Origin of the sequence: Agrobacterium sp. CGMCC 11546 (assembly GCF_013365515.1) — a bacterium.
GTDB classification, from domain to species: domain Bacteria; phylum Pseudomonadota; class Alphaproteobacteria; order Rhizobiales; family Rhizobiaceae; genus Agrobacterium; species Agrobacterium fabrum.
The window spans coordinates 312,772-337,839 of sequence record NZ_CP047387.1 but is presented as its reverse complement, the minus strand read 5'-3'; the positions used below and the strand labels follow the sequence as shown (position 1 = coordinate 337,839).

Annotated in this window: 19 protein-coding genes and 1 tRNA gene; 9 read left to right on the top strand and 11 right to left on the bottom strand. The window is 59.9% G+C overall.

What is annotated here, in order from left to right; genetic code table 11:
• Window positions 1–28: 28 nt before the first annotated feature.
• The 4 genes from GSF67_RS01740 (at window position 29) to moaB (ending at window position 4,556) form a co-directional block, all read left to right on the top strand.
• Entirely contained in the window at window positions 29–1,045 is a 1,017-nt protein-coding gene (locus tag GSF67_RS01740; protein WP_010971026.1) for a polyprenyl synthetase family protein, read from the top strand.
• Window positions 1,046–1,236: 191 nt separating this feature from the next.
• Window positions 1,237–3,081: a tetratricopeptide repeat protein gene (locus GSF67_RS01735; protein WP_083815883.1), complete on the top strand. Its 1,845-nt coding sequence runs from the start codon at window positions 1,237–1,239 to the stop codon at window positions 3,079–3,081.
• Window positions 3,082–3,087: 6 nt separating this feature from the next.
• Complete coding sequence (locus tag GSF67_RS01730; protein ID WP_006313097.1) at window positions 3,088–3,987, top strand: 4-(cytidine 5'-diphospho)-2-C-methyl-D-erythritol kinase; 900 nt, start codon at window positions 3,088–3,090, stop codon at window positions 3,985–3,987.
• A gap of 26 nt (window positions 3,988–4,013) precedes the next feature.
• Window positions 4,014–4,556: a molybdenum cofactor biosynthesis protein B gene (gene moaB / locus GSF67_RS01725; protein WP_006313096.1), complete on the top strand. Its 543-nt coding sequence runs from the start codon at window positions 4,014–4,016 to the stop codon at window positions 4,554–4,556.
• Between the two features lie 87 nt (window positions 4,557–4,643).
• On the opposite strand, the gene GSF67_RS01720 is transcribed toward moaB, so the two are convergent.
• Complete coding sequence (locus GSF67_RS01720) at window positions 4,644–4,913, bottom strand: hypothetical protein (protein WP_006313095.1); 270 nt, start codon at window positions 4,911–4,913, stop codon at window positions 4,644–4,646.
• A 198-nt stretch (window positions 4,914–5,111) separates the two neighbouring features.
• Between GSF67_RS01720 and GSF67_RS01715 the strand changes: the two genes are divergently transcribed.
• A complete protein-coding gene (locus GSF67_RS01715) occupies window positions 5,112–5,789 on the top strand; it encodes a response regulator transcription factor (RefSeq protein ID WP_006313094.1) in 678 nt (225 codons plus the stop codon).
• The gene (locus tag GSF67_RS01710) at window positions 5,776–7,131 is read left to right on the top strand and encodes an ATP-binding protein (protein ID WP_006313093.1); all 1,356 of its coding nucleotides are present in this window, start codon (window positions 5,776–5,778) and stop codon (window positions 7,129–7,131) included. The genes GSF67_RS01715 and GSF67_RS01710 overlap by 14 nt, the downstream gene beginning before the upstream one ends.
• 119 nt (window positions 7,132–7,250) lie before the next feature.
• Here the strand turns inward: GSF67_RS01710 and GSF67_RS01705 are convergent, their stop codons facing one another.
• From GSF67_RS01705 to GSF67_RS01685, 5 genes are all read right to left on the bottom strand, one after another.
• Complete coding sequence (locus GSF67_RS01705; protein WP_006313092.1) at window positions 7,251–8,126, bottom strand: dienelactone hydrolase family protein; 876 nt, start codon at window positions 8,124–8,126, stop codon at window positions 7,251–7,253.
• Window positions 8,127–8,244: 118 nt separating this feature from the next.
• On the bottom strand, window positions 8,245–9,273 hold the full coding sequence (gene adhP / locus GSF67_RS01700; RefSeq protein WP_006313091.1) for an alcohol dehydrogenase AdhP: 1,029 nt from the start codon (window positions 9,271–9,273) through the stop codon (window positions 8,245–8,247).
• A 149-nt stretch (window positions 9,274–9,422) separates the two neighbouring features.
• Window positions 9,423–9,824 carry an MAPEG family protein gene (locus GSF67_RS01695; RefSeq protein WP_006313090.1) on the bottom strand — a complete coding sequence of 134 codons (402 nt, stop codon included), beginning with the start codon at window positions 9,822–9,824 and terminating at the stop codon, window positions 9,423–9,425.
• Window positions 9,825–9,937: 113 nt separating this feature from the next.
• Window positions 9,938–11,443, bottom strand: a complete 1,506-nt coding sequence (gene guaB, locus GSF67_RS01690; RefSeq protein ID WP_006313088.1) for an IMP dehydrogenase — start codon at window positions 11,441–11,443, stop codon at window positions 9,938–9,940.
• Window positions 11,444–11,622: 179 nt separating this feature from the next.
• Entirely contained in the window at window positions 11,623–12,624 is a 1,002-nt protein-coding gene (locus GSF67_RS01685) for an MBL fold metallo-hydrolase (protein WP_006313087.1), read from the bottom strand.
• Between the two features lie 209 nt (window positions 12,625–12,833).
• Here GSF67_RS01685 and GSF67_RS01680 point away from each other — a divergent pair, with 209 nt between their 5' ends.
• A complete protein-coding gene (locus GSF67_RS01680) occupies window positions 12,834–14,231 on the top strand; it encodes an MDR family MFS transporter (protein WP_006313086.1) in 1,398 nt (465 codons plus the stop codon).
• Here the strand turns inward: GSF67_RS01680 and GSF67_RS01675 are convergent, their stop codons facing one another.
• From GSF67_RS01675 to GSF67_RS01665, 3 genes are all read right to left on the bottom strand, one after another.
• Window positions 14,232–14,972, bottom strand: a complete 741-nt coding sequence (locus GSF67_RS01675) for an RlmE family RNA methyltransferase (protein ID WP_006313085.1) — start codon at window positions 14,970–14,972, stop codon at window positions 14,232–14,234.
• The gene (locus GSF67_RS01670) at window positions 14,969–16,600 is read right to left on the bottom strand and encodes a Ppx/GppA phosphatase family protein (RefSeq protein ID WP_006313084.1); all 1,632 of its coding nucleotides are present in this window, start codon (window positions 16,598–16,600) and stop codon (window positions 14,969–14,971) included. Before GSF67_RS01670 ends, GSF67_RS01675 begins: the two co-directional genes overlap by 4 nt.
• Window positions 16,601–16,877: 277 nt before the next feature.
• A tRNA-His gene (locus GSF67_RS01665) sits at window positions 16,878–16,954 on the bottom strand.
• Between the two features lie 317 nt (window positions 16,955–17,271).
• Between GSF67_RS01665 and pdhS1 the strand changes: the two genes are divergently transcribed.
• Complete coding sequence (pdhS1, locus tag GSF67_RS01660) at window positions 17,272–21,096, top strand: two-component system sensor histidine kinase PdhS1 (protein WP_006313082.1); 3,825 nt, start codon at window positions 17,272–17,274, stop codon at window positions 21,094–21,096.
• A 275-nt stretch (window positions 21,097–21,371) separates the two neighbouring features.
• A complete protein-coding gene (locus tag GSF67_RS01655) occupies window positions 21,372–23,036 on the top strand; it encodes an iron ABC transporter permease (RefSeq protein WP_035215335.1) in 1,665 nt (554 codons plus the stop codon).
• 305 nt (window positions 23,037–23,341) lie between these two features.
• Here GSF67_RS01655 and GSF67_RS01650 read toward each other — a convergent pair whose 3' ends face one another.
• Window positions 23,342–24,154 carry an ABC transporter permease gene (locus tag GSF67_RS01650; RefSeq protein ID WP_006313080.1) on the bottom strand — a complete coding sequence of 271 codons (813 nt, stop codon included), beginning with the start codon at window positions 24,152–24,154 and terminating at the stop codon, window positions 23,342–23,344.
• Between the two features lie 4 nt (window positions 24,155–24,158).
• On the bottom strand, window positions 24,159–25,067 hold the full coding sequence (locus tag GSF67_RS01645) for an ABC transporter permease subunit (protein ID WP_006313079.1): 909 nt from the start codon (window positions 25,065–25,067) through the stop codon (window positions 24,159–24,161).
• Between the last annotated feature and the right edge of the window lies 1 nt (window position 25,068).

Here is a 25,068-nt window from a genome sequence, read left to right as displayed (position 1 = left end):
GTTCAAATTCGAACTGGAGTCCTGTCCCTTGGGCGTCGTCATACCGCTTGAAGAAAGCAAAAACAAACTCGCATCCGTCAAGCCGCTTGTCGACCTGACCCGTCCCGACATGGAACGGGTGAACCAGCTCATCCTTTCCAGGGCCGGTTCCGATGTCCAGATGATACCCGAGGTGGCCAACCATCTTATCTCCTCCGGCGGCAAACGCCTGCGGCCGATGCTGACGCTCGCCTCGGCCTCGATGTTCGGTTACGAGGGCGATAACCACATCAAGCTCGCGACCAGCGTGGAGTTCATGCATACGGCGACGCTTCTGCACGACGATGTGGTGGATGAAAGCGATCTGCGTCGCGGCAAATCCACCGCCCGCACCATCTGGGGCAACCAGGCGAGCGTTCTCGTCGGCGACTTCCTGCTCGGCCAGGCTTTCCGCATGATGGTGGATGTCGGTTCGCTGGATGCGCTGGATGTGCTCTCCACCGCCGCTTCCGTCATCGCCGAGGGCGAGGTGCTGCAGCTTTCGGTCGCCAAGAACATGGAAACGACCGAGGACGATTACCTGCAGGTGATTCGCGCCAAGACGGCCGCCCTCTTTGCCGCCGCGGCCGAAGTCGGCCCCATTGTCGCCAAGACGGACAAGGCGAGCCGCAGCGCGCTGAAATCCTATGGCATGAATCTCGGCCTCGCTTTCCAGCTGGTCGACGACGTGCTGGACTATGGCGGCAAGTCCGCCGATCTCGGCAAGAACACCGGTGACGATTTCCGCGAGGGCAAGATCACGCTGCCGGTCATCCTGTCTTATCGCCGCGGCACGCAGGATGAGCGCGCCTTCTGGCGCAACGCCATCGAAAAGGGCGAAAGCAGCGACGAGAACCTGGAAAAGGCTCTTGGTCTGATCACCAAGTATAACGGCTTGGGCGACACGATCGGTCGCGCCACACATTACGGCACGATTGCCCGTGACGCGCTTGCGCCGTTGCCGCAGAGCCCATGGAAAAATGCGCTTCTCGAGGTCATCGACTTCTGCATCGAGCGTCTCAACTGACGCTCAAGCCCTAGGCAAAAGGCGGATGGACAGGCCCATCCGCCCGACGTTCCGGGATGGTTTCTCCGCAAGGCGTGATTGTGGCACGGGCCATAATTTCTTGCGGGGTTGCTTCAAAAAAGCCATTCTATCGTGACCAAACAATGGAAACTGATTTTTCCGTGCATTCGCACAAAGGCAAAGGTTCCCTCATGCGGCGTAAACCAGCACTTCGTCTTCTCTGCAGCGCGGCTCTTGCCGCCGCTCTCGCAATCGGCGCGGGTGCAAGCCCCGGCTTTGCGGAGACAAAGGCGAAACCGGAAGATAAAGCCGTTACCTTCGATCCCGGCAAGGTCAACACCTTCTCCGGCGCTTTCCTCGCCGGGCGCAATGCCGATGTCGATCAGGATTATCCGACTGCGATTTCGCTCTACAAGAAGGCGCTGGAATATGATCCGGCCAATTCGGAAATCCGCCAGCGGCTGATGATTGCCGAACTTCTGAGCGGCAACTTCGAGGCCGGCGCGAAAATTGCCGATTCCATGAAGGACGATACGTCGGTGGAGCGCGTCACGACCATTGTTCGCGGTCTCGACGCCATCAAGGACAAGGAATTCACCAAGGCCGAGAAGATCCTGAAATACACCGGTCCGAACGATCTCGACCGCATGGTCAACACGCTTTTGACCGCCTGGGCGCGTGCCGGTTCCGGCAAGCCGAAGGAAGCGCTGGCGCTCGTCAATAATATGAAGGGTCCCGGCTGGATTTCGATCTTCCAGAAATACAATGCCGCGGCCATCGCCCTGGTGTCCGGCAATACCGAAGCCGCGCGCAAGAGCCTGAACGAAGCCGTGACCGACCGTGAAGGCGGGGCCACGGCCTCCGATACCTATATGCGCGCGGTCATGGCGCTTGCGCGGCTGGAAGCTTCCGCCGGTAACAAGCAGAAGGCGCTGGATGCGATCGCCGTCGGTGATACTTTCGCACCGAATTACGCGCCGCTGAAAGCGCTTCGTGAAGCGATAGAAAAGGGTGAAAAGCCGGAGCAGCAGATCACCAATGCCGTGGAGGGTGCGGCCAGCGTCATGTTCTCGATCGCCGGCGCGTTGAACCGCGAAGGCGCCGAAGAGATCGTGACCCTTTATCTGCAAACCTCGCGTGCCCTTGACCCGAAGAGCCCGGATACGCTCATCCTTCTCGGCGGCCTTGCCGAAGCGATGAAACAGCCTGAGCGCGCCATCACCTTCTATCGCGAAGTCCCGAAGGATTCGCCGATGCACCGCATCTCCGAGCTGCAGCTCGGACTGACGCTCGCGCAGACCGGCAAGGTGGAAGAGTCGCGCAAGCATCTTCTGTCGCTGCTCGAATCCGACCCGAAGGACATCCGTTCCTATCTCGCCTATGGCAGCGTGCTTTCCGACGCCAAGGACTACAAGGCGATGGCCGAGAACTACGACAAGGCGGTTGAAGTCATCGGCGCAGTGCCGCAGAAGTCCGACTGGTCCGTCTTCTTCCAGCGCGGCATTGCCTATGAGCGGCTGAAGCAATGGGACAAGGCCGAGCCAAATTTCAAGCGGGCGCTGGAACTGAACCCCGAGCAGCCGCAGGTTCTGAACTATCTGGGTTATTCCTGGGTGGACAAGGGCATCAATCTCGATGAAGGCATGAAGATGATCAGCCGCGCCGTCGAGCTTCGCCCGAATGACGGCTATATCGTCGATTCGCTCGGCTGGGCGCATTATCGCCTCGGCGACTTCGATCAATCCGTGACGGAACTGGAGCGCGCCATCGAGCTCAAGGCTGGCGATCCCACCATCAACGACCATCTGGGCGATGCCTATTGGCGCGTGGGCCGCAAGATCGAGGCGGTTTATCAGTGGAACCGCGCGCTCATCGGCGACAATGACGATGTGGACAAGGCCAAGGTGAAGGAAAAAATCGCCAACGGCCTGCCGCCTGTCGAAAAGGACGCTGAAAACACCGCCAAGAAGGACGTGGCGCCGCAACCGCCGGCCCCTCCGGCACCGGCGACCTCAACGCCGGACAAGAAATCCTGACGCGGCATGCGCCTGCATGAGGTTTCTGGGGCCACCGAAACAATCGAGGCGGCCCCGGCCAAGATCAATCTGGCGCTGCATGTCACCGGTCAGCGGGCGGATGGCTACCATCTGCTTGAAACGCTGGTGACATTCACCGCAGCCGGCGACATGATCCGCATTCGCGACGCCGCCACCGACAGTTTTTCCATTTCCGGCCCCTTCGGCGACCTTCTAAGTGCCGGCGATAGCGGCGATAACCTCGTCACCCGCGCCCGAGACATCTTGCGCGATGCTCTTGCGTCGACAGGCCAGCCCACCCGCCCGGTCGACATTCACTTGGAAAAGAACCTGCCGGTTGCTTCGGGCATCGGTGGCGGCTCGGCGGATGCCGCTGCAACGCTGCGGGGGCTTCTGCGGCACTGGGGTGCCGCGATTGCACCGGAAAAGCTTAAGTCTCTCGCACTGAAACTGGGCGCGGATGTACCGATGTGCCTTGCAAGCCGGCCGCTGATTGCGCGCGGCATCGGCGAGGACATCGAAGCGCTTACCGACTTGCCGGAACTCTCCATGGTTCTGGCCAATCCGCTGAAGGCTGTCTCAACACCGGAGATTTTCCGGCGATTGCAGAACAAGGTCAATCCGCACCTGCCCACACCTGCGACGATTGGCTGGGCGACAACTGGCTGGATGCATTTTCTCGCCCAAAGCCGCAACGATCTGCAGCCGCCGGCTCAGGCGCTGCTGCCTGAAATCGGGGAGATGACCGGGTTGCTGTCTGAGGAAGGGGCCACCCTTGTCCGCATGTCCGGTTCCGGGGCAACCTGTTTCGGGATTTTTCATTCCTTCGATGCCGCCAAAAACGCGGAAACATCGCTTCGGAAAAAACGTCCCGGCTGGTATTTTGACGCAACGCGGACCATTTGAGGGCCGGATATTTCGAGGATAAGGCCATGGTAGGCGATAGACCCTTCATTCCCCTTGGCATTGCGGTTCTGACCGTTTCGGACAGCCGCACGCTGGAGAACGACAAGTCCGGCGACACGCTCGTCGCAAGGCTGGAAGAAGCAGGCCACAGGCTCGCCGCCCGCGCCATCGTGCCGGACGACAAGGCGGCGATCGCAGAGACGGTGCGCGAATGGACGTTGTCTGAAGGCGTGGATGTTGTCATCACCACCGGCGGCACCGGCTTTACCGGCCGCGACGTGACACCCGAGGCGCTGGAGCCGCTGTTCGAAAAGCGCATGGACGGGTTTTCCGCGCTTTTCCATCGCATTTCCTATGACAAGATCGGCACCGCCACCATCCAGTCACGCGCGACCGGCGGAGTGGCCAATGCCACCTTCATCTTCGTGCTGCCCGGCTCTCCCGGCGCCTGCAAGGATGCCTGGGATGGTATCCTCAAGGCCCAGCTCGACTATCGCCACCTGCCCTGCAACTTCGTGGAAATCATGCCGCGGCTCGATGAGCATCTGAAGCGCGGCAAAGCTGAATAGTCGCCTTGCCGCATGGGATGACCCACTCTTCTGCGCACTCATAAGCTCGGCGGTCGCTGACCGCCGAGCTTGACATCGTCACGGCGGTTAACGGCGATTTCTATCGCGAAGCACGGCCGTCGGGTCGACGTACGTCGTCGTGTCGAAACGGCTGTTCGTGCGTTCGACCATGCCGTTTTTCAGGACACGGTAGGTAACCTCCGGGTTGGAGACGGAGACCGCGGTATCGCCCGGCTTGCCGTGGTTTTCGGTGATTTTGGCGACGGGCGGAGCAGAGTCGCTGAGAAGGCCGTTTGCAGAAGCGACCGAGGTTGCGGCGACCAGGGCGAAGGCGGCGATGGCGATATTTTTGATCATTGTCTTGATCCTCGTAACAGGTAACACTGCGACTTGCAGCACGGTGAAAGTAAAACGCCGGTTTTTCAGCCGCCTGTCGCCGACTATACAAATTTGTAAACCCGCCAATGCCTTAACTGCCGCAAGAAAGCCCGATTTGCGGCGTGAGCAGAAGCGGTGTGATCTTTAAGAACTGTATTTAAGACAACGTCATCGCCCATGAAAATACTTCTTGTAGAAGACGATAATACAACCGGGAACTATGTTACAAAGGGACTTGCCTCCGCCGGCCACATAGTTGACTGGGTAAAGGACGGGCGTGAGGCGCTGGCTGCCGGCCTCGACGGAGGATACGACGTCGCCATCGTGGACCGCATGATCCCCGGACTCGACGGCCTTAATCTGGTCAAGAGCCTGCGCGCGGCCTCGATACGCATACCCATCCTTTTTCTGACAGCGATGAGCGGTGTGGATGACCGTGTCGAAGGGCTGGAAGCCGGCGGTGACGACTATCTGGTAAAGCCCTTCGCTTTTTCTGAACTGACGGCGAGAATCAATGCTCTCGTCCGTCGACCGCCCATCACCACGGAGAAGACGCGCCTGCGTGTCGGCGACCTCGAAATGAACCTTGTCACCAGAACAACATCGCGCGGAGGACAGCGGATTGATCTGCTGCCACGCGAGTTCTCGCTTCTGGAACTGCTCATGCGTAACGAAGGTCGAATCCTGACGAAAACGATGTTTCTCGAGAAAATCTGGAACTTCAATTTCGATCCGCAGAGCTCCGTCGTGGAAACGCACATCAGCCGGCTGAGGGCGAAAATCGACAAACCGTTTGATCAGCCACTTCTGCATACCGTCAAAAACACGGGCTATACGCTTCATGCCCGGCGCTAGCTTTCTGAAGAGCACTGCCGTCAGACTGGCGATCATCTACATCGTCCTGTTTGTAACCGCATCGCTTGGCGCGAACATCACGGCCTATCAGATGGTCGTGCGCTTCCTTGATGAACGCCTGAACGCCAATGTCCAGGAGCGTTACCGCGAGATCGCATCGGCCTTCGAAGCACGCGGCCTTCAGGGCGCCGTGGACATGATCGACAATCACGGCCTCGCCATCAGGGGGCAGGAGACCATCTACGCCTTGCGCAACCCCGCCGGACAACTGCTTGCGGGCAGCAATCGATTTTCGAACGTCCCATCCGGCTATTCGATCCTTGAACCTGACGACCATCACGGCAGTGCGTCCCACTACAAGCTTTTCAGCGGTCCTTTGGGGCCGAACACTCTCGTGGTGGGGATCAATTCCGGGGACACGGATGAACTGGCCCGTATCGTTCTCATCAGTTTCGGATGTGCGACCGCGATCGTTCTTTCCGTAGGCATGGCGGGAGCCGCCATATTGGCGTATCGAACGCGCCACCGTATCTCGTCGCTGGCGCAAATCGCCCACGCTATCGGACATGGCGAGCTTTCGCGACGACTTCCGGTGTCGTCGCGTATGGATGAAATCGACATATTGTCAGCGGAAATCAATGTGGCACTGGCAAGACTGGACTCCAGCGTCGCGGCATTGAAGCAGGTGACGATCGACGTCGCCCATGACCTCAAGACCCCAATCGGCCGCACATTCCTGGTACTGGAAGACGCGCTCAATGCGCACACGGTTGACGAAATGAGGATCGGAGTCGAAACCGCGCTTGAAGAACTGCAATCCATTGCAAATACGTTCGATGCTCTTCTACGGATCGCCCAGATCGAAGCGCGGAGCAGGACCGCCCGCTTCATCGCCTTCGATCTATGCGACGTCGTCGGCGACATCTACGAAACCTATGAGGTTATTGCGGAAGAGGAGGGCTATGAGCTGTCGATGCGCGGTGTCGCGAGCGGCTGCCGGATCAATGGCGATCCTGATCTCATTCGCCAATTGCTGGCGAACCTGTTGTCCAACGCCATGCGGCACACCCCCGCCGGGTCAAGCATTTCGCTCGGCGTATCGCGCCAGGATGGACGGGTCCTGCTAGATATCGCTGATAACGGACCAGGCATATCAGATGAAGACCGGGCGCAGGTGTTCGACCGGTTCTATCGCGTTGAGAAAAGTAGAACCACGGCGGGATCCGGGCTCGGCCTGAGCCTTGTCAAAGCCATAGCGGAATTACACGGTGCCATCGTAACGCTTGCGGACAACAATCCCGGTTTGCGCGTCGTCGTTCAGTTTCAGGAATTGCGCGTCTGAGGCAGGCTTTGGTTTGCTTCGCCCCGAAAGCTGGCGCAAACCGCAATGCCATGTTTGGCCCATGGTGAAGCCTTTCCATCTCCGGAAAAGCTGTACCATGGGAGGCTGAACCTGAAGATTTACGCCAGATATTTTTTGAAGAAATCCGTCGTCCGCCCCCAGGCTAGATCGGCCGCTGCCTTGTCGTAGCGCGCCGATGACGTATTGTTATTGAAAGCATGGTTGACGCCGTCATAAACGAAGATTTCAAAGGTTTTGCCGTTTGCCTCCAGCGCCTTCTTATAGGCGTCGATACCGGCATTGATGCGCTCGTCGAGACCCGCATAGTGCAAAAGCAATGGCGCCTTGATACCAGGAACGTCAGCCGCCGGCGGTTGCTGGCCGTAATAGGCGACGCCGGCACTGAGCCCCGCCGATTTGGTGGCGAAACGATTGACCAGCCCGCCGCCCCAGCAGAAACCGACCGCACCGACCTTGCCATTCGCGCCCTGCCTTGCCGCGAGCCACACCCGGCCCGCTTCGGCATTGGCAACGGTTGCCTCCATGTCGAGCCCGCTGAACATTTCCCGTGCCTTATCCTCATCCGAGGGCGTTCCGCCCTGCGGCGAGAGGAAATCGACCGCCAGCGCCCGGAAACCGGCAAGCGCCACGCGCCTTGCCACATCGCGGATATGGTCGTTCAGACCGCGGTTTTCATGGATGACGATGACGGAACCGATCGGGCCAGACACCGATTTCGGTGTGACGAGATAGCCTTTCATCTCACCGCCTGGTGCTGGATAGGTCACGTCCTCCGCGACAATGCCCGCATCGTCAGGCGCGACGATGGCCGCGTGGGCGCTGTTGGCCGAAAGCAGCGGTGCGATTGCCGCCGCGGCCGCACCGGAGCCGGCAAGCAGGCTGAGCTTTTCCATGAACTTGCGGCGGTCGAGGCTGAGATGGGTATATTCATCGTAAGCGTCGATCATGGCCTGCGTAATCTTGGGCTTGTCCATCGCTCTTTCCTCCTTGAACCCGGATGCGAAAGGAGGATAACGCAGATCGCCCTTCGCGGAACAAGGCGGGCGGAAGCGGCGCCACACATTTGCGTGAGCGCCGCAACCGGGTTTGACGTCAGGCGGCGAGATCCACGACGATACGGCCGTCGATCTTGCCCTCTTCCATGCGATGGAAGATATCATTGATGTTTTCGAGCTTGTCCCACGAGAAATGGGCGGCCACCTTGCCTTCACCGGCGAAGGTCAACGCCTCCTCCAGATCCTGCCGCGTGCCGACGATGGAGCCACGCACCGTGATGCGCTTCAGCACCGTATCGAACACCGGAATGGAAATGAAGCCCGGCGGCAGACCGACAAGCGCCATCGTGCCCTTGGAGCGCAGAAAGCCATAAGCCTGCTCCATGGCTTTCGGCGAAACCGCCGTCACCAGCGCGCCATGGACCCCGCCGGTTGCCTTCTGCACTTGCTCCACCGCGTCAGGCGCGCGGCCGTTGACGACGACGTCGGCTCCTAGCTTTTTGGCAAGCGCCAGCTTGTCGTCGAAAATATCGGCGGCAACCACATGCATGCCCATGGCTTTCGCATATTGCACGGCCATGTGGCCAAGCCCGCCAATGCCTGAAATGACCACCCATTCACCGGGCCTGACTTCGGTTTCCTTCAAGCCCTTATAGACCGTGACACCGGCGCAGAGCACCGGTGCGGCCGGGCCAAAATCGAGATTGTCAGGCAGGCGGCCGACAAATTTCGGATCGGCAAGTCCATATTCGGCAAAGCTGCCGTTGACGGAATAACCTGAGTTCTTCTGGCTCGGGCACAGGGTTTCCCAGCCGGTACGGCAGGGAATGCAGCATCCGCAGGCGGTGTAGAGCCAGGGCGTGCCGGCGCGGTCGCCCTCCTTGATGCCGGTGACGCCAGCGCCGATCTTGGCGACGTAACCTGCACCTTCATGTCCGGGAATGAAGGGCGGGTTGGGCTTGACCGGCCAATCGCCCGTTGCGGCGTGCAGGTCGGTGTGGCAAACGCCCGTCGCCTTGTAGTTGATGAGAATTTCACCGGGGCCGGGATCCGGTATCGCCACTTCCTCGATGGTCAGCGGTTTTCCAAATGCGCGGACAACCGCCGCCTTCATTGTTTTAGTCATGACATACTCCCTAATCTCTGCTCGCCTGAAATCCTCGACGGCAGGCAGAGATTAACGGGGATGGAGCGTCATGGAATTGACCCATCGCAAATCGAAGCATTTTGCGATGCTGGATTGTCTCACTTATGAAGCAACCTGACGGTGCCGCGTTACTCGAGCGCCAACCATATGGCGAGCCAACCCCACAGGCAGACCAGCAGCGCAAAGCCGATGCCGAACAGCGGCGCACGATAGCGCAGCCGGTTGCTGGTCACATGCACATAGGAATGCGCATAACGGGAGATCACAAAAAGCCAGGCCAGAACGACGGTCACCACATTGTCCGCGTCGGTGATGTAAAGCAGCAGGCAGATGGCGTGGAAGAGAACTGGAAGCTCGAACTGATTGGCGATGTTCCTGTTGACGAGGTAGCTGGCCTGCCCCTCCTCGCCTCTTTCGCGGTACTGGGTCACCGCCTCTCTGCTGGTGAGCGTGTGGTTTTTGCGCCGGTGTAAAAGCAGCGCATAAAGAATGAAGACGAGAAAGGCATGGGCGATCATCGGCCAGAACATTGCGGTCGTCGGTGACATGCTTTCCCCCCATCATGAAAACGCTCCCCGATCCGGCTTGAGATCGGGGAGCGCCAAATATCTAGCCTATCTTTTTACGGATTCGGCTCGAAAGATCAAACAGCGCCCGGATAGTTCGGGCTTTCGCGCGTGATCGTCACGTCATGGGCGTGGCTTTCCCGCAGGCCGGCGCTGGAAATGCGCACGAAGGTGGCGCGCTCCTGGAATTCCTTGATGTTGCTGCCACCGACATAACCCATGGCAGCCTTGAGGCCGCCGGCCAGCTGGTGCAGGACGCCGGAGACTGGGCCCTTATAGGGCACCTGACCTTCGATACCCTCAGGCACGAGCTTCAGCGTATCGCGCACTTCCGCCTGGAAATAACGGTCAGCGGAACCGCGGGCCATGGCGCCAACGGAGCCCATGCCGCGATAAGCCTTGAAGGAGCGGCCCTGATACAGGAACACTTCGCCCGGGCTTTCATCCGTGCCGGCCAAAAGCGAGCCGATCATGACGGCGGAAGCGCCGGCGGCGATCGCCTTGGCCAGATCGCCCGAGAACTTGATGCCGCCATCGGCGATAACAGGAATATCGGCGGCATTGGCGGCTTCCACCGAAGCCATGACGGCCGCCAGCTGCGGAACGCCAACGCCAGCGACGATACGGGTGGTGCAGATGGAGCCGGGGCCGATACCGACCTTGACGGCGTCCGCACCGGCATCGATCAGCGCCTTGGTGCCGTCAGCAGTGGCGACATTGCCGGCGATGATGCGAACCGAGTTCGACATCTTCTTGACCTGCGCCACGGCATCGAGAACCCGCTGCGAATGGCCATGCGCGGTATCAACGACCAGAAGGTCAACGCCGGCATCGATGAGGCGTTCGGCGCGCTCGATGGCATCAGCACCAACGCTGATGGCGGCGGCGGCACGAAGGCGGCCCTGCGCATCCTTGGTGGCATTGGGGTTTAGCTGCGACTTCTCGATATCCTTGACGGTGATGAGGCCGACGCAATTGCCCTTTCCGTCCACAACCAGCAGCTTTTCAATGCGGTGCTTGTGCAGCAGGCGGCGCGCTTCCTGCTGATCGACGCTGCTTTCCTTGACCGTGACCAGATTTTCGCGGGTCATCAGTTCGTAGATCTTCTGCTGCGGATCGGAGGCGAAGCGCACGTCGCGGTTGGTCAGGATACCGACGAGGCGGCCATTCTTGTGGCCGCCGGCGCCGCCGTTTTCAACGACCGGAATGCCGGAAATGCCGTGCGCCTTCATCAGCGCCTGCGCTTCGGCAAGCGTCGCGTCGGGGCCGATGGTGACCGGATTGACGACCATGCCGCTTTCGAACTTCTTCACCTGCCGCACTTCTTCAGCCTGCTCGATGGGGGTCAGGTTGCGGTGGATGACGCCGATGCCGCCGGCCTGGGCCATGGCGATGGCGAGGCGGCCTTCGGTGACCGTATCCATGGCGGAAGAGAGGATCGGAAGGTTCAGATCGATATCGCGGGCAATGCGGGTGGCGATATTCGTCTGTCCCGGCATGACTTCGGAATGTCCGGGTTGCAGCAACACATCGTCAAATGTGAGAGCGTCCAAACCAGTGGGTGTTTGAATGATGCGTGCCATGACCAAATTCCTTCATAATGAAAATGCGTGGCCGTTCCGGAACGAAAAGTTCACCCCGGCGCCCTGCAAGGATTGCTTGGAAGTTGGCGAGGGCTGGTAACACGTTCATGACAGGAAGGGAATAGAAAAAACCCGGAACCACGTTCCGGGCTTTGCCTGTTGCTGCGTTGCAGCAGATGTCAGATATCAAACTGATAAGACTTCGGCACGAAACGGTAACCCGTATCCAGCTTCTCCGCGTAACCGACAGCCGGGAAAGGCATGTGATAACCGAGGAACGGCAACCGGTCGGTGGCGATCATGTCATAGACCTTCTTGCGGGTCGCAGCGGCGGCCGCCTTGTCCATGTCGAATTTCACCTCCCAGTCCGGCTTCTGCAGCGAAAGGACGAAATGGTTGGCGGTATCTGCCGTCAGGATCAGCTGTTTGCCTTCCGATTCGACACGGAAGATCATATGTCCGGGCGAGTGGCCAAAAGCTGCGATGCCGGTGATGCCGGAGACGACATTGGCGCCGTCACCAATGAAGGTCGCCTTTTCCGCCAGCGGTTTGACATTGGCGAGAACGCCCTTCTGCCCACCTTCGGCAGGGGTGCCTGCGCGCTTTTCATCCGTCCAGAAATCATATTCCGCCTGGCCGAACACGTAACGCGCTTTCGAAAAAGCCGGCGCACCCTTTTCCATGAGACCGCCAATATGGTCGCCGTGCATATGGGTCAACACCACCACGGTCACGTCCTCGGGCGTATAACCGGCCGCAGCCATGCCTTCGGTCAGGCGGCCATTGCCGGCACCGCGGCCAGCCTCGCCGAAACCGGTATCAAACAGCACGAGATCGGAGCCGGTATTGATGAGAACAGGCGAGAAGGAATTGACGAACTGATCCTTCGGCAGAAAATTGTCTTCCAGCAATTTTCCCACGGTCTCCGCCGACTGGTCCGTGCCGAAGGTTTCACCCGGATTGGGCGCGGCGCGCGCGCCGTCCTTGACTACCAGCACCTCGAAATTGCCGAGCTTGAAGCGATTGGTTTCCGGCGGCATGGCGTGTTTTATCTCCATGGAGGTCTGCGGCTGGTTGGTCTGGGCGTTCGCGCCGCGCGCCATCAACAGCGGCGCGCCGAGGACACTGGCGCCAGCCGCACCGATGAGGCCGCGTCTGCTCATGCTCAAGGATTGGGTCATTATCTTTCTCCCGATATCGCCAACTGGCCATGATCGCCAACTGAACTCACCCAACGGACAATAGAGCGAGAAAGTTGCAAGAAAACCGGCCTCACGCAGGTTTGATCGCAAGTTGAGAAATTGATAATTAACGTGTTGGCAAGCCCGCCTATCAGGCGTAGGAGGAACGGCGATATCCCTTGTCGCAGCGGAAAGCCGCAGGCAGTCCCATGAATCGCATCATTCCCCTGATCCTCGCAGTCGCTCTTTTCATGGAGCAGATGGACTCCACCGTCATCGCCACCTCGCTCCCGGCGATTGCAAAAGACCTCCATGTCGGCCCGATCACGCTCAAACTGGCGCTAACGGCCTATATGGTGGCGCTGGCGATCTTCATCCCCATCAGCGGCTGGATGGCCGACAAATACGGCGCGAAGAAAATCTTCCGTATCGCCATCGGCGTTTTCGTTGTGGGGTCGATCTGCTGCGCGGTTTCGTCGTCGGTGTTCGAATTCGTGCTGTCGCGTTTCCTGCAAGGCATGGGTGGGGCTATGATGACACCCGTTGGCCGTCTCGTGCTGCTGCGCACGACCAAGCGCAGCGAACTCGTCTCCGCCATGGCGCTGCTGACGATACCGGGGCTTGTCGGGCCGCTCACCGGCCCGCCGATCGGCGGCTTCATCACCACCTATTTTTCATGGCACTGGATTTTCCTGATCAACGTGCCCATCGGCATTATCGGCATCTGGCTCTCGACCATCTTCCTGCCGGAAATCGAAACCACCAACCCACCGCCGATGGACGGCAAGGGCTTCATTCTGTCAGGCATCGCCGCCTCCGGTGTGGTGTTCGGCGTGTCGGTGGTCAGCCTTCCGGCCCTGCCGCCCGCCATCGGCATCGCCTCGACGGTCATCGGTTTCATCTGCGGTTTTCTTTACATGCGCCACGCCGCGCGCCACCCCGCCCCTATTCTGGATTTCCGCATTTTCCAAAATGCGACCTTCCGGGCGGCCTCCGTCGGTGGCACCGTTTTCCGCATTTCCACGGGCGCAATCCCCTTCCTGATGCCGCTGATGTTGCAGATCGGGTTCGGGCTCAACCCGTTCCAGTCAGGCATGATCACCTTTGCCGGCGCGATTGGCGCGATCACCACGAAATTCATGGCCAAGCGGGTGTTTGCGGCAACGGGGTTCCGCTCGACGCTGATCGGGGCCGGTATCGTCGGCGCGTTCACGACGCTTGCCAACAGCTTTTTTACGCCTGAAACGCCCTATCCGCTGATCATGATCTTTCTGGTCACGGCGGGATTTGCCCGGTCGTTCTTCTTCACCGGATCGAATGCGCTCAGCTACTCCGATATCGAGGACAGCCAGGCCAGTCAGGCGACCTCGATGGCCTCGGTGCTGCAACAGATCAGCCTGGCACTGGGCGTGGCTTTCGCCGCCTCCATTCTGGAAGTCAGCAGCATGATGTCAGGCACACATTTACAACTTGCCGATTTCCACATCGCCTTCACCATCGTCGCGCTGGTATCGTTGTTTGCGATCGTGCCGATCATCCGCATGGACGCGCAGGCCGGGGCGGCCGTTTCCGGCCACCGCGGCAAGGTTTCGCAACCGGCGGAGTGATCAGTCCTCAGTCGACTCTTCGGCGTCGGCATCGATGGCCGGTTCGTGTCTGCGGCCCTTGAAGTGCTTGGCAAGCAGGAACATTTCGACCGATTCCGAGCGTGACGACGCCGGCTTGATATGCAGAACCTGCTTGAAGTTCTTCTTCAGCATATCAAGCAATGCCTTTTCCGTGCCGCCCTGGAAGGTCTTGGCAAGGAAATGGCCGCCTTCCGCCAGCACCTGAACCGCGAAATCGGCTGCGACTTCGCACAGATGCATGGTGCGGATGTGGTCGGTCTTCTGGTGGCCCGTGGTGGGCGCGGCCATATCCGACAAGACAAGATCGGGCGTGCCGCCAACGGCTTCCATCAGCTGGTCCGGTGCGGTCGGGTCGAGAAAGTCGAGTTGCAGGATCTTCACGCCGGGGATCGGATCGATTTCGAGGAAATCGATGGCAGCGACGCGGATATCATCCTCAGTGGAATCCGTCACCTTGGCGGCGATCTGCGACCAGCTTCCGGGTGCTGCACCAAGGTCGATGATGCGGGTCGCACCCTTCAAAATCTGGTGCTTGTCGTTGATTTCCAGCAGCTTGAAGGCGGCGCGGGCGCGATAGCCTTCCAGCTTGGCGCGCTGCACATAGGGGTCATTGATATGACGCTCCAGCCAGCGGCGCGACGAGGCCTTGAGCTTGGTCTTCTTGACCTTCTGGCCGATCTTGCGGCCGGTGCGATTGGTGCTTGTCGGCGCCTTGCTCATGTCAAACCTTCCGTTCTGTCCTGCCGTACCATCTGCATGCGCCTTATGCGGTTGCGCCGCCATGCGCCGTCATCCGCCATCATATCCGTCAAGAGGCCTTCGCGCAGGCCACGATCGGCCACCCGCATGCGGCGTGCCGGCCAGCGGCGGCGAATGGCCTCTAGAATGGCGCAACCGGCCAGAACCAGATCGGCCCGGTCAGGCCCGATGCAGGCGTTGGCGGCGCGGCCAGCGAAATCCCAGGCCAGCAACTTGTCCTGCATTGCCGTCACCTCGACATCGGAAAGCCAGAGGCCATCCACCTTGCGGCGATCATAACGCGGCAGATCGAGATGGACTCCCGCAAGCGTCGTGACCGTGCCCGAGGTCCCAATCAGATGGAAATCCTCATGGTGCAATTGCGGCGCGAGCGGCGGGCAATGGAAGGCATCGAGCAGGCCTTCGACTTCCCGCACCATGGCGGCAAACACGTCAGGCGTTACATCCCGGCCGCCATGGCGTTCCGACAGCGTGACGACGCCGACCGGCAGCGAGGTCCAGTGGGTGATGTGGTTGGCGAGCCGGTTCGAGCGGTTTTCACCGACCTTGATGACCGCGATTTCCGACGATCCGCCGCCAATATCGAACAGCACGACAGAGCGCGCCTCACGCCCGACAAGCGACGCGCAGCCGGAGACCGCAAGCCGGGCTTCCGTCTCGCGGCTGATGATTTCGAGTTTCAGCCCCGTTTCCCGCGTGACACGCTCCAGAAATTCCTCGCCATTGGAGGCTGCACGGCAGGCCTCGGTGGCGATCAGCCGCATGCGCCTGATCGGGCGTCCGGCAAGTTTCGAGGAGCAGACCTTGAGCGCTTCCACGGCGCGATCCATCGCATCATCGGAAAGCCGACCGCTCGATATCAGCCCCTCGCCCAGCCGGACGATGCGTGAAAAGGCATCGACGACCCGGAACTGGCCCGGCCGTGTCGGCTGCGCGATCAGCAGGCGGCAATTATTGGTGCCGAGATCGAGCGCCGCATACATATCCGCCGGCAGCTCCTGGCCATGCTCATGCTGGCGGCCTGCGTGGCGGGCGGAGATTTCGGATTGCGACCGGTGCTGTTCCTGTGCCGAGCCATTGGCACGGCCGTTCTGCTTGCCGCCATGTTTGGGTGCGTGGCTGGGAACCAGCGGACGGCCCTGCGGGTCACGACCGCGCGGATCGCGGTGGCCGCGTTTGCGGTTACGCGATTTTCGCGCGCCAATAGGCGGCACGGAGGATGAATTTGCGCCATCGGGTGCGGCTGGAGCCTGCACTTCTCCGTTGACAGCGGCAGCAGCCTGCTGAGACGTGCCTTTGCCGCGAGAGCGCCTGCGACGCTTTCTCTTGCGCGGCTCCGCATCCGGCTCGAGAGCCGATACATAGGAGGAACCGGCCGGAACATCCGCGGCAACATCATGCGACAGCACAACAGCGTCACGGGGCTTACCGTCACGCTTGTGTTTCTTGCCACGACGGGATCGCTTCGCTTTCCCTTTGTTCGCCACCGACGCCCCTTGTTCCGACGGCTTTGGGCCGTTTCCGGGGTCGATCACTGTCTTGTCCATTTCGCCGCGCACAAGCGTAGACGCTATGCTGCTGGCTTTCATAAGGTTTCGTTGGGTGGACAATACCAGCGCAGGCGATTTTAGCCAAATGGTTTTTGGCAGGCTGTACATGGGATGGTCTGATGCCGCGCCGAGGCTGGATACGGATCGTCATGATCGCGGCAATGATTTCCGTGGATTTTCGAAACCGGCAGGCAGGTATGCACGGCGCCGAGACCTGCGCGAACATCCGCAAGTGATGAGCAGGTGTTAATAGGGAGAGAATATTCCCCTCTCCCGGTAAGTCATTGTGACATATAAACTTACTGGGAGAGGGGAATGGTACGGTTGAGTGGGGTCGAACCACCGACCTCAGGTGCCACAAACCTGCGCTCTAACCAACTGAGCTACAACCGCACATGAAACGCCAAAGCGGCGTCACGGGGGGTGACATAAAAGGTGTTTCCCCCATTTGCAAGTGCCTCTTCGAATTTTGCGAAAAAAGGCTGCGAAAGGCAAGTGCTTTTCGATAGGGTGACTTTTGAAGGCGAAGCGGCAACGGGCCTGTTGATGTTAACTCTATTTGGCGATTCATCCACCGGGCGGTGGACCCGGCCGCGCTGTGAAGTTATTTAAAATTCTGTTAACGTGATGCCTGGCGGGTTTACGTTTGGCGGCTTCATGAGGAAGCCGAGGAGCCCGCAAGGTCCGGTAGTGCCAGAATAGGTTTCGACATGCCCGCCGTCCAATATCCCTTTATCGATATAGCAGTGCATGAACGGGTGCGCGAAGGTTTTGGGCGCGGCGAGGCCATGGCGCTGTTTTCGCTCGATCTTCAAAATGTGCTCTGGGCCAATGGGCGCGGCGCGGCGCTGTTCGGCACGCCGATCGTTTACGATTTTCTGGAGCAGGGTCCCAAACGGCAGGATGTGACCTTCCGGCAATTGGCGGCCACGGCGGCCCGGCTTTCGAAAGCCGGCGACAGCCTGCCGTTTACCATTCGCATCACTTCGGGTTTCCGCAGCCTTGCCGTCACCGCCCGCGCGGAGATCATCGAGGCGGAACCCGGCCACCCGGCTATCCTATTTTCCGCCCTCACCGATCAAGCCGCGCCCGACGTGGCCGAATGCGCCCGGCGCATGATCGAAGGGTTTGACGATCCGGATATTCATATGGCGGTGCTGAATGGCGACAATGAGATCATTGCCGCCTCGTCAGGCTTTTCGTCGCTCGGCATCACGCCGCATACCGCCCGCACGCTCATCAAAATGGCCGCCGGCCAGTCCGGTCATCTCGTCAAACGCCCGGTTCCAACCGGCAAGGGTTATCTGCCCGCCGCCACCGGCCAGATCACGACATCGCCCGAACTGAACCTGCTGTTCGTGGTGGAAACCGCGCTCGGGACGCTCGATCCCGTCAATGGTTTTTCAGAAGACAGGGGTTTAGCCGAAGACACGGATGTTGCCGAAGACAGAAATGTTGCCGAAAGCAGGCCGCAGGAAATCCCGGCCGCCGCCGAGACCGCCCTGCCGGTAGCGGAGGCGGTGCCTGTTATCGCAGCAACCACCTCTTTCGATTCCGTGCTCGACGCCGTTGCCGGCATAGAGGATGTGGAGGATGTTCAGGAACTGCCGTCCGATTTCGAAGAGGACGTGACAGCCGAACAGGATGAAGACGGCCTTCTGTCAATGCCTGACGACAAGGTGGAGACACCGGCAGAGCCTCCCGTGTTGGATGCAGATGCCGCCGCCGATATGGCGATGACCGACGACATTGAGGACCTCTTCGAACTCGACGCTGATGAAACGGTGGCTCCCTCGATCGAGCGAACGGTCGCGGAGGATCATACCGTCGAGGCACAGGCCGAGGAAAACACTTTCGCGGACGATGAAATCGCTGAAACGGAGGCGGAAGAAGCTACTACTGCGGCGGACGACGAGCTAACGACGGAGACGGAAACGGCAAACATCGGCACTGGCGAAGAAGCACGGCCTTTTGTCTTTAATGCCGGTGCACGCGCCTCACGTTTCGTCTGGAAAATCGACGCCGAAGGGCGTTTCAGCTCGATTTCGCACGAATTTGCAGAAGCCGTGGGCGCCAAGGCGGCCGCCGTGGAAGGCATGGGCTTTGCCGATGTCGCGGCCCTGTTCAATCTCGATCCCGACGGCAAGATCCGCGAGCTTCTCGGCCGGCGCGACACCTGGTCGGGCAAGACGATCTACTGGCCGGTGGAAGGCACTTCGCTGATGGTGCCGATCGATCTCGCCGCCCTGCCCACTTACACGCGTGCCCGCGAATTTGACGGTTTCCGCGGTTTCGGCATCGTGCGCCTCGCCGATGCCACCGAAGACCCACATGCCACCGGGCTGACCTTCCTGAATAGTGAAGAGACGGAGATCGCAGAGGTTTTGCCGCAGCCGGCCGTCGAAGATGAGAGCCATGAATTGCTGGCTTTTGTCGATGAAGACACGGAAACGGACGACAATCCTCACCCAGCGCTGCCTGATGAACCGGCGGTAGGCATCGATGCTGCAGGCGATGCAGCAGACGAGGTTTTGACGGAAGAACTGCTTGATGATGAGACCTCACTGGAAGTCGAATCGCCAATAGAAGCGACTGCGCCCGAACCCTCCTATTCCGACAAGGTCGTGCATCTGGAGGACCGCCGTTCGCGCTCCCGCGAGGGACTGACCGCAGGCGAACAGGCAGCCTTCCGCGAGATCGGCCGGGCGCTCGCGCCATCGGATACGGCGTCGGAGGAAAAACACGAGGCGGATGCCGAAGGGATTTCGGCCGAGCCGGTCGTTCAGGATATCCAGCAAGACATCGCGGCGGAGACCGCAAAAGACGCGTCCTCCGACACTGGCAACGACGCAGAAACAACTGAACCGGTAGAAGAAGACGATCTTTTTGCCGATTATGTTCGCGGTGAACAGCCCGCGCCCGTTCGTGCACCCACCGATGAACCCGCTTCTGCAGAAAAACAGGTGGCCACCACCGACGAGAAGCCGGTTGCCGATATTGCCGCCTCCATGGTCAGCCCGCCCGTTCGCACCCCCAGTGCGCTGACGGCCGAGACGCTGGATCAGATGCCGGTGGCGCTTCTGGTGCATGCCGGTGACCGGCTGATCCACGCCAATCCCGATTTCCTGCGACTGACGGGCTATACCTCTCTGACCGAGCTGGAAGAGGTCGGCGGGCTGGAAGCACTGCTGCAGCGGCAGGAGCTGGAGAACATGCCCGACAATGAGGGCGGCATGGTCGTCGTCAGCGCTGAAAATGACATCATTCCGGTCAAGGCGCGGCTGCAATCCATCCACTGGGAAGAAACGAAGGCGCTGATGCTGTCGCTGGTTCCGCTGGAAGAAAAGCCGGCGGCGGTTACGGCGGCCAATGAAAACACCGCGGAAAATGCCGAGGCGGGCAACCTCTCCCTGTTACAGGGCGAAATGGAAGAGCTGCATTCCATTCTGGAAACCGCCACCGATGGCGTGGTGCTTCTGGGCGACGACGGCGAAATCCGCTCGCTCAACCGTTCCGCCAGCGCGCTGTTCAATTATGATAATGGCGAAATCGCCGGCAAGCCCTTCGTGACGCTCTTTGCCCATGAGAGCCAGCGCGCCGTGCTGGATTATCTCTCCGGCCTTGCCAATAATGGCGTCGCCAGCGTGCTGAATGACGGCCGCGAAGTGATCGGCCGCGAGGCCTCCGGCGGTTTCCTGCCGTTATTCATGACCATCGGGCGGCTGAAATCCTCGCACGGCTATTGCGCCGTGATCCGCGACATCACCCAATGGAAGCGCACCGAAGAAGAGTTGCGCAACGCCAAGCGCGCGGCGGAAACCGCCAATGCGCACAAGACCGATTTCCTGGCGCGCGTCAGCCACGAAATCCGCACGCCGCTCAACGCCATCATCGGTTTCTCCGACATGATGGCGACCGAACGTTTCGGACCGATCGGCAATCCGCGTTATGTGGAATATGCCAATGATATTGGCCGTTCCGGCCGGCATGTACTCGATATCGTCAATGATCTCCTCGATATTTCTAAGATCGAGGCCGGGCAGATGGATGTGGATTTCATCGCCGTACCGCTGAACGAGACGGTGGCCGAGGCGGTTTCGCTGGTGCAACCGCAGGCCAACAACCAGCGCGTCATCATTCGCACCGCGCTGGCACAATCCGTGCCGCAGATCGTCGCCGACCTGCGCTCGATCAAGCAGATCGTGCTGAACATCCTGTCGAACGCCATCCGTTTCACCCCATCCGGCGGCCAGATTGTCGTCTCCACCGCTTATGAAGCCAATGGCAGCGTGTCGCTGCGCATCCGCGACACCGGCATCGGCATGACGCGGGCGGAACTGGAACAGGCGATGAAACCGTTCCGGCAGGTGGCATCGTCAGGCAAACGCGTGCGCGGTGACGGCACCGGGCTTGGCCTGCCGCTGACGAAAGCCATGGTCGACGCCAACCGCGCGAATTTCTCCATCACCTCCACGCCGAATGAAGGCACGCTGGTGGAAATCACCTTTCCGTCGCAGCGGGTTCTTGCCAACTGAGGCCATGCGGGCGTAGCAATGCGACGGTAGGAAGCGGGTGGTTTTCCGAAGATACCATCTCTCCCTTATTCCTGTGCTTGTCACAGGAATCTAGCCAGCCCAAGTCCTTGGGCTGAAAAGACTCTTCTCGCCACGCAGACGCGCGTCGGCTGGATTCCTGTGACAAGCACAGGAATGAGGGAAATGCGGATGCGAGAGCATAAGAATTCGTTAGGTCATACAGTGTGCCGCGGGATGCATGACACGTTGTGGCTTTCGCAAGACAGCAGGCCCGCATGCCCATGACCATTTCCCCTGCAGCGACAAGGCGCGTTTCAGTGCTGCCGATGACGGCGGTCATTATCGCGGCCATTGCCGCCATGCCCATTCTGGCGATCTTCTGGCTGGCGTTGACTGGCAGCACGGAGGGGTGGCAGCATCTTCTTGCCAATGTTCTGCCACGCGCCGGGTTCCGCACCTTCATGTTGCTGGGGCTAACGGCCGCGACAACGGCCTTCTTCGGGATCATCTGCGCCTGGCTCGTCACCACCTTCGAATTTCCGTTACGGCGGATATTGTCCGCGGCTCTTGTGCTGCCGCTCGCCATTCCGTCCTATCTGGCGGCTTATGCGTTCGGCGAATTCCTCGATTTCACCGGGCCGGTGCAGAGTGCCGTTCGCGCCGCCTTCGGTTACCACAGCATTCGTGACTACTGGTTTCCCGATATCCGCTCGCTCGGCGGTGCGGTGATCGTCCTGAGTTCGGTGCTCTATCCTTATGTCTATCTCTCCGCTCGCGCCGCTTTCTCCATGCAAGGGCGGTTTGCGGCTGAAGCTGCCCGCACGCTCGGTGCAAAGCCGTTGAATGTGTTCTTCTCCGTGCAATTGCCGATGGCGCGGCCGGCGATTGCCATCGGGCTGTCGCTGGTGCTGATGGAGACGCTGAACGATATTGGCGCCGTCGAATATCTCGGCGTCCAGACGCTCACCTTCACCATCTACGAGACCTGGCTCAATCGCGGCAATCTCGCCAATGCGACCCAGATCGCCGCCGTCATCCTGATCATCGTTGGTGCCCTGATCGTCATTGAGCGCAATGCCCGGGAAAAACAGCGCTTTGGCGCGCCGAAAGCGACGAGCATGGCCCAACGCCACCGGTTGAAGGCGCTGGCCGGCTGGCGGCGCTGGTGCGCAAGCCTGTTCTGCTTCCTGCCCGTGGCCAGCGGCTTTTTCATCCCAGTCATCGTGCTTGGCGGTTATGCCGTGAAAAGGCTGGACGCGCTTGTGGCGCCAAAGCTTTTGAAAGCGCTCGGGCACAGCCTCGAAGTCTCGCTTTCTGCTGCCTTCCTGACACTGATTGCGGCTTTCGTGTTCTCCTATGCCATCCGCACCGAGCGTTCGCGCCTCTCAAAAGTGGCGGCGCGTCTCGGCTCCATGGGTTATGGCGTGCCGGGAACCGTGCTTGCCATCGGCGTCCTCATTCCGCTGGCAAGTCTCGATAATGGCGTTGACGGGTTCATCCGTTCCCATTTCGGCTTTTCCAGCGGGCTGCTGCTGTCCGGCACTGCCTTTGCCATCATCTATGCCCATGCCGTGCGTTTCATGACCATGGCGGAAGGCACGCTCGATGCCGGTTTCCATAAGCTCTCGCCGCATATCGACATGGCCTCGCGCACCCTTGGGCGCAACCGGGCGCAGACACTGTTCAGGGTGCTTTTGCCGAATATGCGGCCGGCGGCGCTCACCGCCTTTCTTCTGGTCCTGATCGAATCCATGAAGGAACTGCCGGCCACCATCCTGCTGCGGCCCTTCGGTTTCAACACGCTCGCCACGCTGGTTTATGAGGATGCGTCCCGCTCCAGGGTGCAGGATGCCGCCGTGCCGGCGATCATCATCATCATGGCCGGGCTTATTCCCGTGCTGCTCGTCTCGAAATCGATGGATCATCCGGAAGAGCGCTGAGGCATCAGCGGCATCAGCAAAAAGAAAGGCGGCCTTGCGGCCGCCTGTATGAGTTGTGCTTTTCAACGAGAGAAAGGGGGGACAATCTCGCCACTTGGAAATTATCAATCCCGGCCATCAGACATATGACGGCCCTGCGTTGGATTTACTTTCCGCCAACTCCCATTAACAAGGGGTTAAAACCAAAATAGATCAATTACCCACGAAAATTACTATTTTGAGACCGTAAAGCGCCAAAACTAAATTACAGATTCCTGATTTTATCGCGATTTCAACAGTAACGCGAAGAAATAAGGAGGCGTTATTCAATTTCGCGCGGCCGCATGTTCGTCGCGCATGCGCTGCAATTCGGTGCGCTTGGAGGCAACGGAAGCGACGATGACGCCGATCGTCACGAGACCGATCAGAATGGTGCAGATAGCGTTGATTTCCGGCGTCACGCCCAAACGAACCTGCGAATAAATCTTGATCGGCAGCGTCGTCGCACCCGGGCCGGTGGCAAAGCTGGCGATCACGAGATCGTCGAGCGACAGGGTGAAAGCGAGCATCCAGCCGGCAATGACGGCCGGGAAAATCAGCGGCAGGGTGATGCGGAAGAAGGTCTTGACCGGCGGGCAACCAAGATCGAGCGCCGCCTCCTCAAGACTGCGGTCGAAGGTCAGGAGGCGCGACTGTACGACGATTGCCACATAACACATGGTGAAGGTCGTATGGGCGATGACGACAGTCCAGAACCCGCGATCCACCCCGACAGCCACGAACAGAAGCAGCAGCGACAGGCCGGTGATGACCTCGGGCATGACGAGCGGCGCATAGATCATGCCGGAAAACAGCACTCGCCCCGGAAAACGGGCGAAACGGGTGAGAGACAGTGCCGCCAGCGTTCCGAGGATGGTGCCGATGGTGGCGCTGAGGATACCGACACGCAGCGTCACCCAGGCCGCATCCATCAGCCCCTGGTTCGACCACATGGACTTATACCATTGCAGCGAGAAGCCGCCCCAGACGGTGACGAGCTTGGAGGCATTGAAGGAATAAATGATCAGGATGATGATCGGAATATAAAGGAAGGCAAAACCGAGCGTCAGGACCGTGATGTCGAATTTTCCACGCTTCATGGCCTCACCCCACCTTCTTCTGCTGGTTCTGGAAGATGGCGATGGGCACCACCAGCAGGATCAACAACAGCACGGCGACAGCGGATGCCAAGGGCCAGTCGCGATTGCCGAAGAATTCCGTCCACAGCGTCTTGCCGATCATCAGCGTCTGGGCGCCGCCCAGCAGATCGGGAATGACGAACTCGCCTGTTATCGGGATGAAGCAGATCATCGCCCCGGCGACCACGCCCGGCAGGGAGAGCGGGAAAGTGATTTTCCAGAAGGCCTTCCAGGGCGGGCAACCGAGATCGGCGGCCGCCTCAAGCAGCGTATTGTCGAGTTTTTCCAGCGCCGAATAAAGCGGCAGGACCATGAAGGGCAGATAGGAATAAACGATGCCGATGAAGATCGCCGTCTCGGTGCGGAAGATATTGACCTGCTGGTCTGGTTCGAGAAACCCAAGCCACTGAAACAGCACCGTCAACAGGCCTTCCGGCTTCAGAATGCCGATCCAGGCGTAAACGCGGATCAGGAACGAGGTCCAGAACGGCAGGATCACCAGCATCACCAGCGTCGGGCGCACGGAAGACGGTGCGCGCGCCATGGCCAGCGCCATGGGATAACCGATCAGCAGCAGTAGGAAGGTAGAGATGAAGGCGATGCGCAGCGACGACAGATAGGCTTCAATGTAGAGCGGGTCTTCCGTCAGGAAGAGATAATTCTCGAAATCCAGCTGCGAGAAAAATTCGCCGAGCTTCGAAAACCCTTCGAAGACAGGCGTATAGGGCGGCATGGAGATCGCCGTATCCGACAGCGAAATCTTGACGATGATGAGAAAGGGTGCGGCGAAAAACAGCAGCAGCCAGAAATAGGGAACCGCAACGACCAGCCAGCGCCAGGGGCTTTGCCGGTTCTCGGGAGTGGTGATCGCCATC

Coding starts and splice junctions, on each gene's coding strand:
- GSF67_RS01645 (WP_006313079.1), bottom strand. CDS start 25,067: ATGGCGATCACCACTCCCGAGAACCGGCAAAGCCCCTGGCGCTGGCTG.
- GSF67_RS01655 (WP_035215335.1), top strand. CDS start 21,372: ATGCCCATGACCATTTCCCCTGCAGCGACAAGGCGCGTTTCAGTGCTG.
- guaB (WP_006313088.1), bottom strand. CDS start 11,443: ATGGCACGCATCATTCAAACACCCACTGGTTTGGACGCTCTCACATTT.
- GSF67_RS01710 (WP_006313093.1), top strand. CDS start 5,776: ATGCCCGGCGCTAGCTTTCTGAAGAGCACTGCCGTCAGACTGGCGATC.
- GSF67_RS01680 (WP_006313086.1), top strand. CDS start 12,834: ATGAATCGCATCATTCCCCTGATCCTCGCAGTCGCTCTTTTCATGGAG.
- GSF67_RS01695 (WP_006313090.1), bottom strand. CDS start 9,824: ATGTTCTGGCCGATGATCGCCCATGCCTTTCTCGTCTTCATTCTTTAT.
- GSF67_RS01705 (WP_006313092.1), bottom strand. CDS start 8,126: ATGGACAAGCCCAAGATTACGCAGGCCATGATCGACGCTTACGATGAA.
- GSF67_RS01670 (WP_006313084.1), bottom strand. CDS start 16,600: ATGAAAGCCAGCAGCATAGCGTCTACGCTTGTGCGCGGCGAAATGGAC.
- GSF67_RS01675 (WP_006313085.1), bottom strand. CDS start 14,972: ATGAGCAAGGCGCCGACAAGCACCAATCGCACCGGCCGCAAGATCGGC.
- GSF67_RS01730 (WP_006313097.1), top strand. CDS start 3,088: ATGCGCCTGCATGAGGTTTCTGGGGCCACCGAAACAATCGAGGCGGCC.
- GSF67_RS01715 (WP_006313094.1), top strand. CDS start 5,112: ATGAAAATACTTCTTGTAGAAGACGATAATACAACCGGGAACTATGTT.
- GSF67_RS01720 (WP_006313095.1), bottom strand. CDS start 4,913: ATGATCAAAAATATCGCCATCGCCGCCTTCGCCCTGGTCGCCGCAACC.
- adhP (WP_006313091.1), bottom strand. CDS start 9,273: ATGACTAAAACAATGAAGGCGGCGGTTGTCCGCGCATTTGGAAAACCG.
- GSF67_RS01650 (WP_006313080.1), bottom strand. CDS start 24,154: ATGAAGCGTGGAAAATTCGACATCACGGTCCTGACGCTCGGTTTTGCC.
- moaB (WP_006313096.1), top strand. CDS start 4,014: ATGGTAGGCGATAGACCCTTCATTCCCCTTGGCATTGCGGTTCTGACC.
- pdhS1 (WP_006313082.1), top strand. CDS start 17,272: ATGCCCGCCGTCCAATATCCCTTTATCGATATAGCAGTGCATGAACGG.
- GSF67_RS01685 (WP_006313087.1), bottom strand. CDS start 12,624: ATGACCCAATCCTTGAGCATGAGCAGACGCGGCCTCATCGGTGCGGCT.
- GSF67_RS01735 (WP_083815883.1), top strand. CDS start 1,237: ATGCGGCGTAAACCAGCACTTCGTCTTCTCTGCAGCGCGGCTCTTGCC.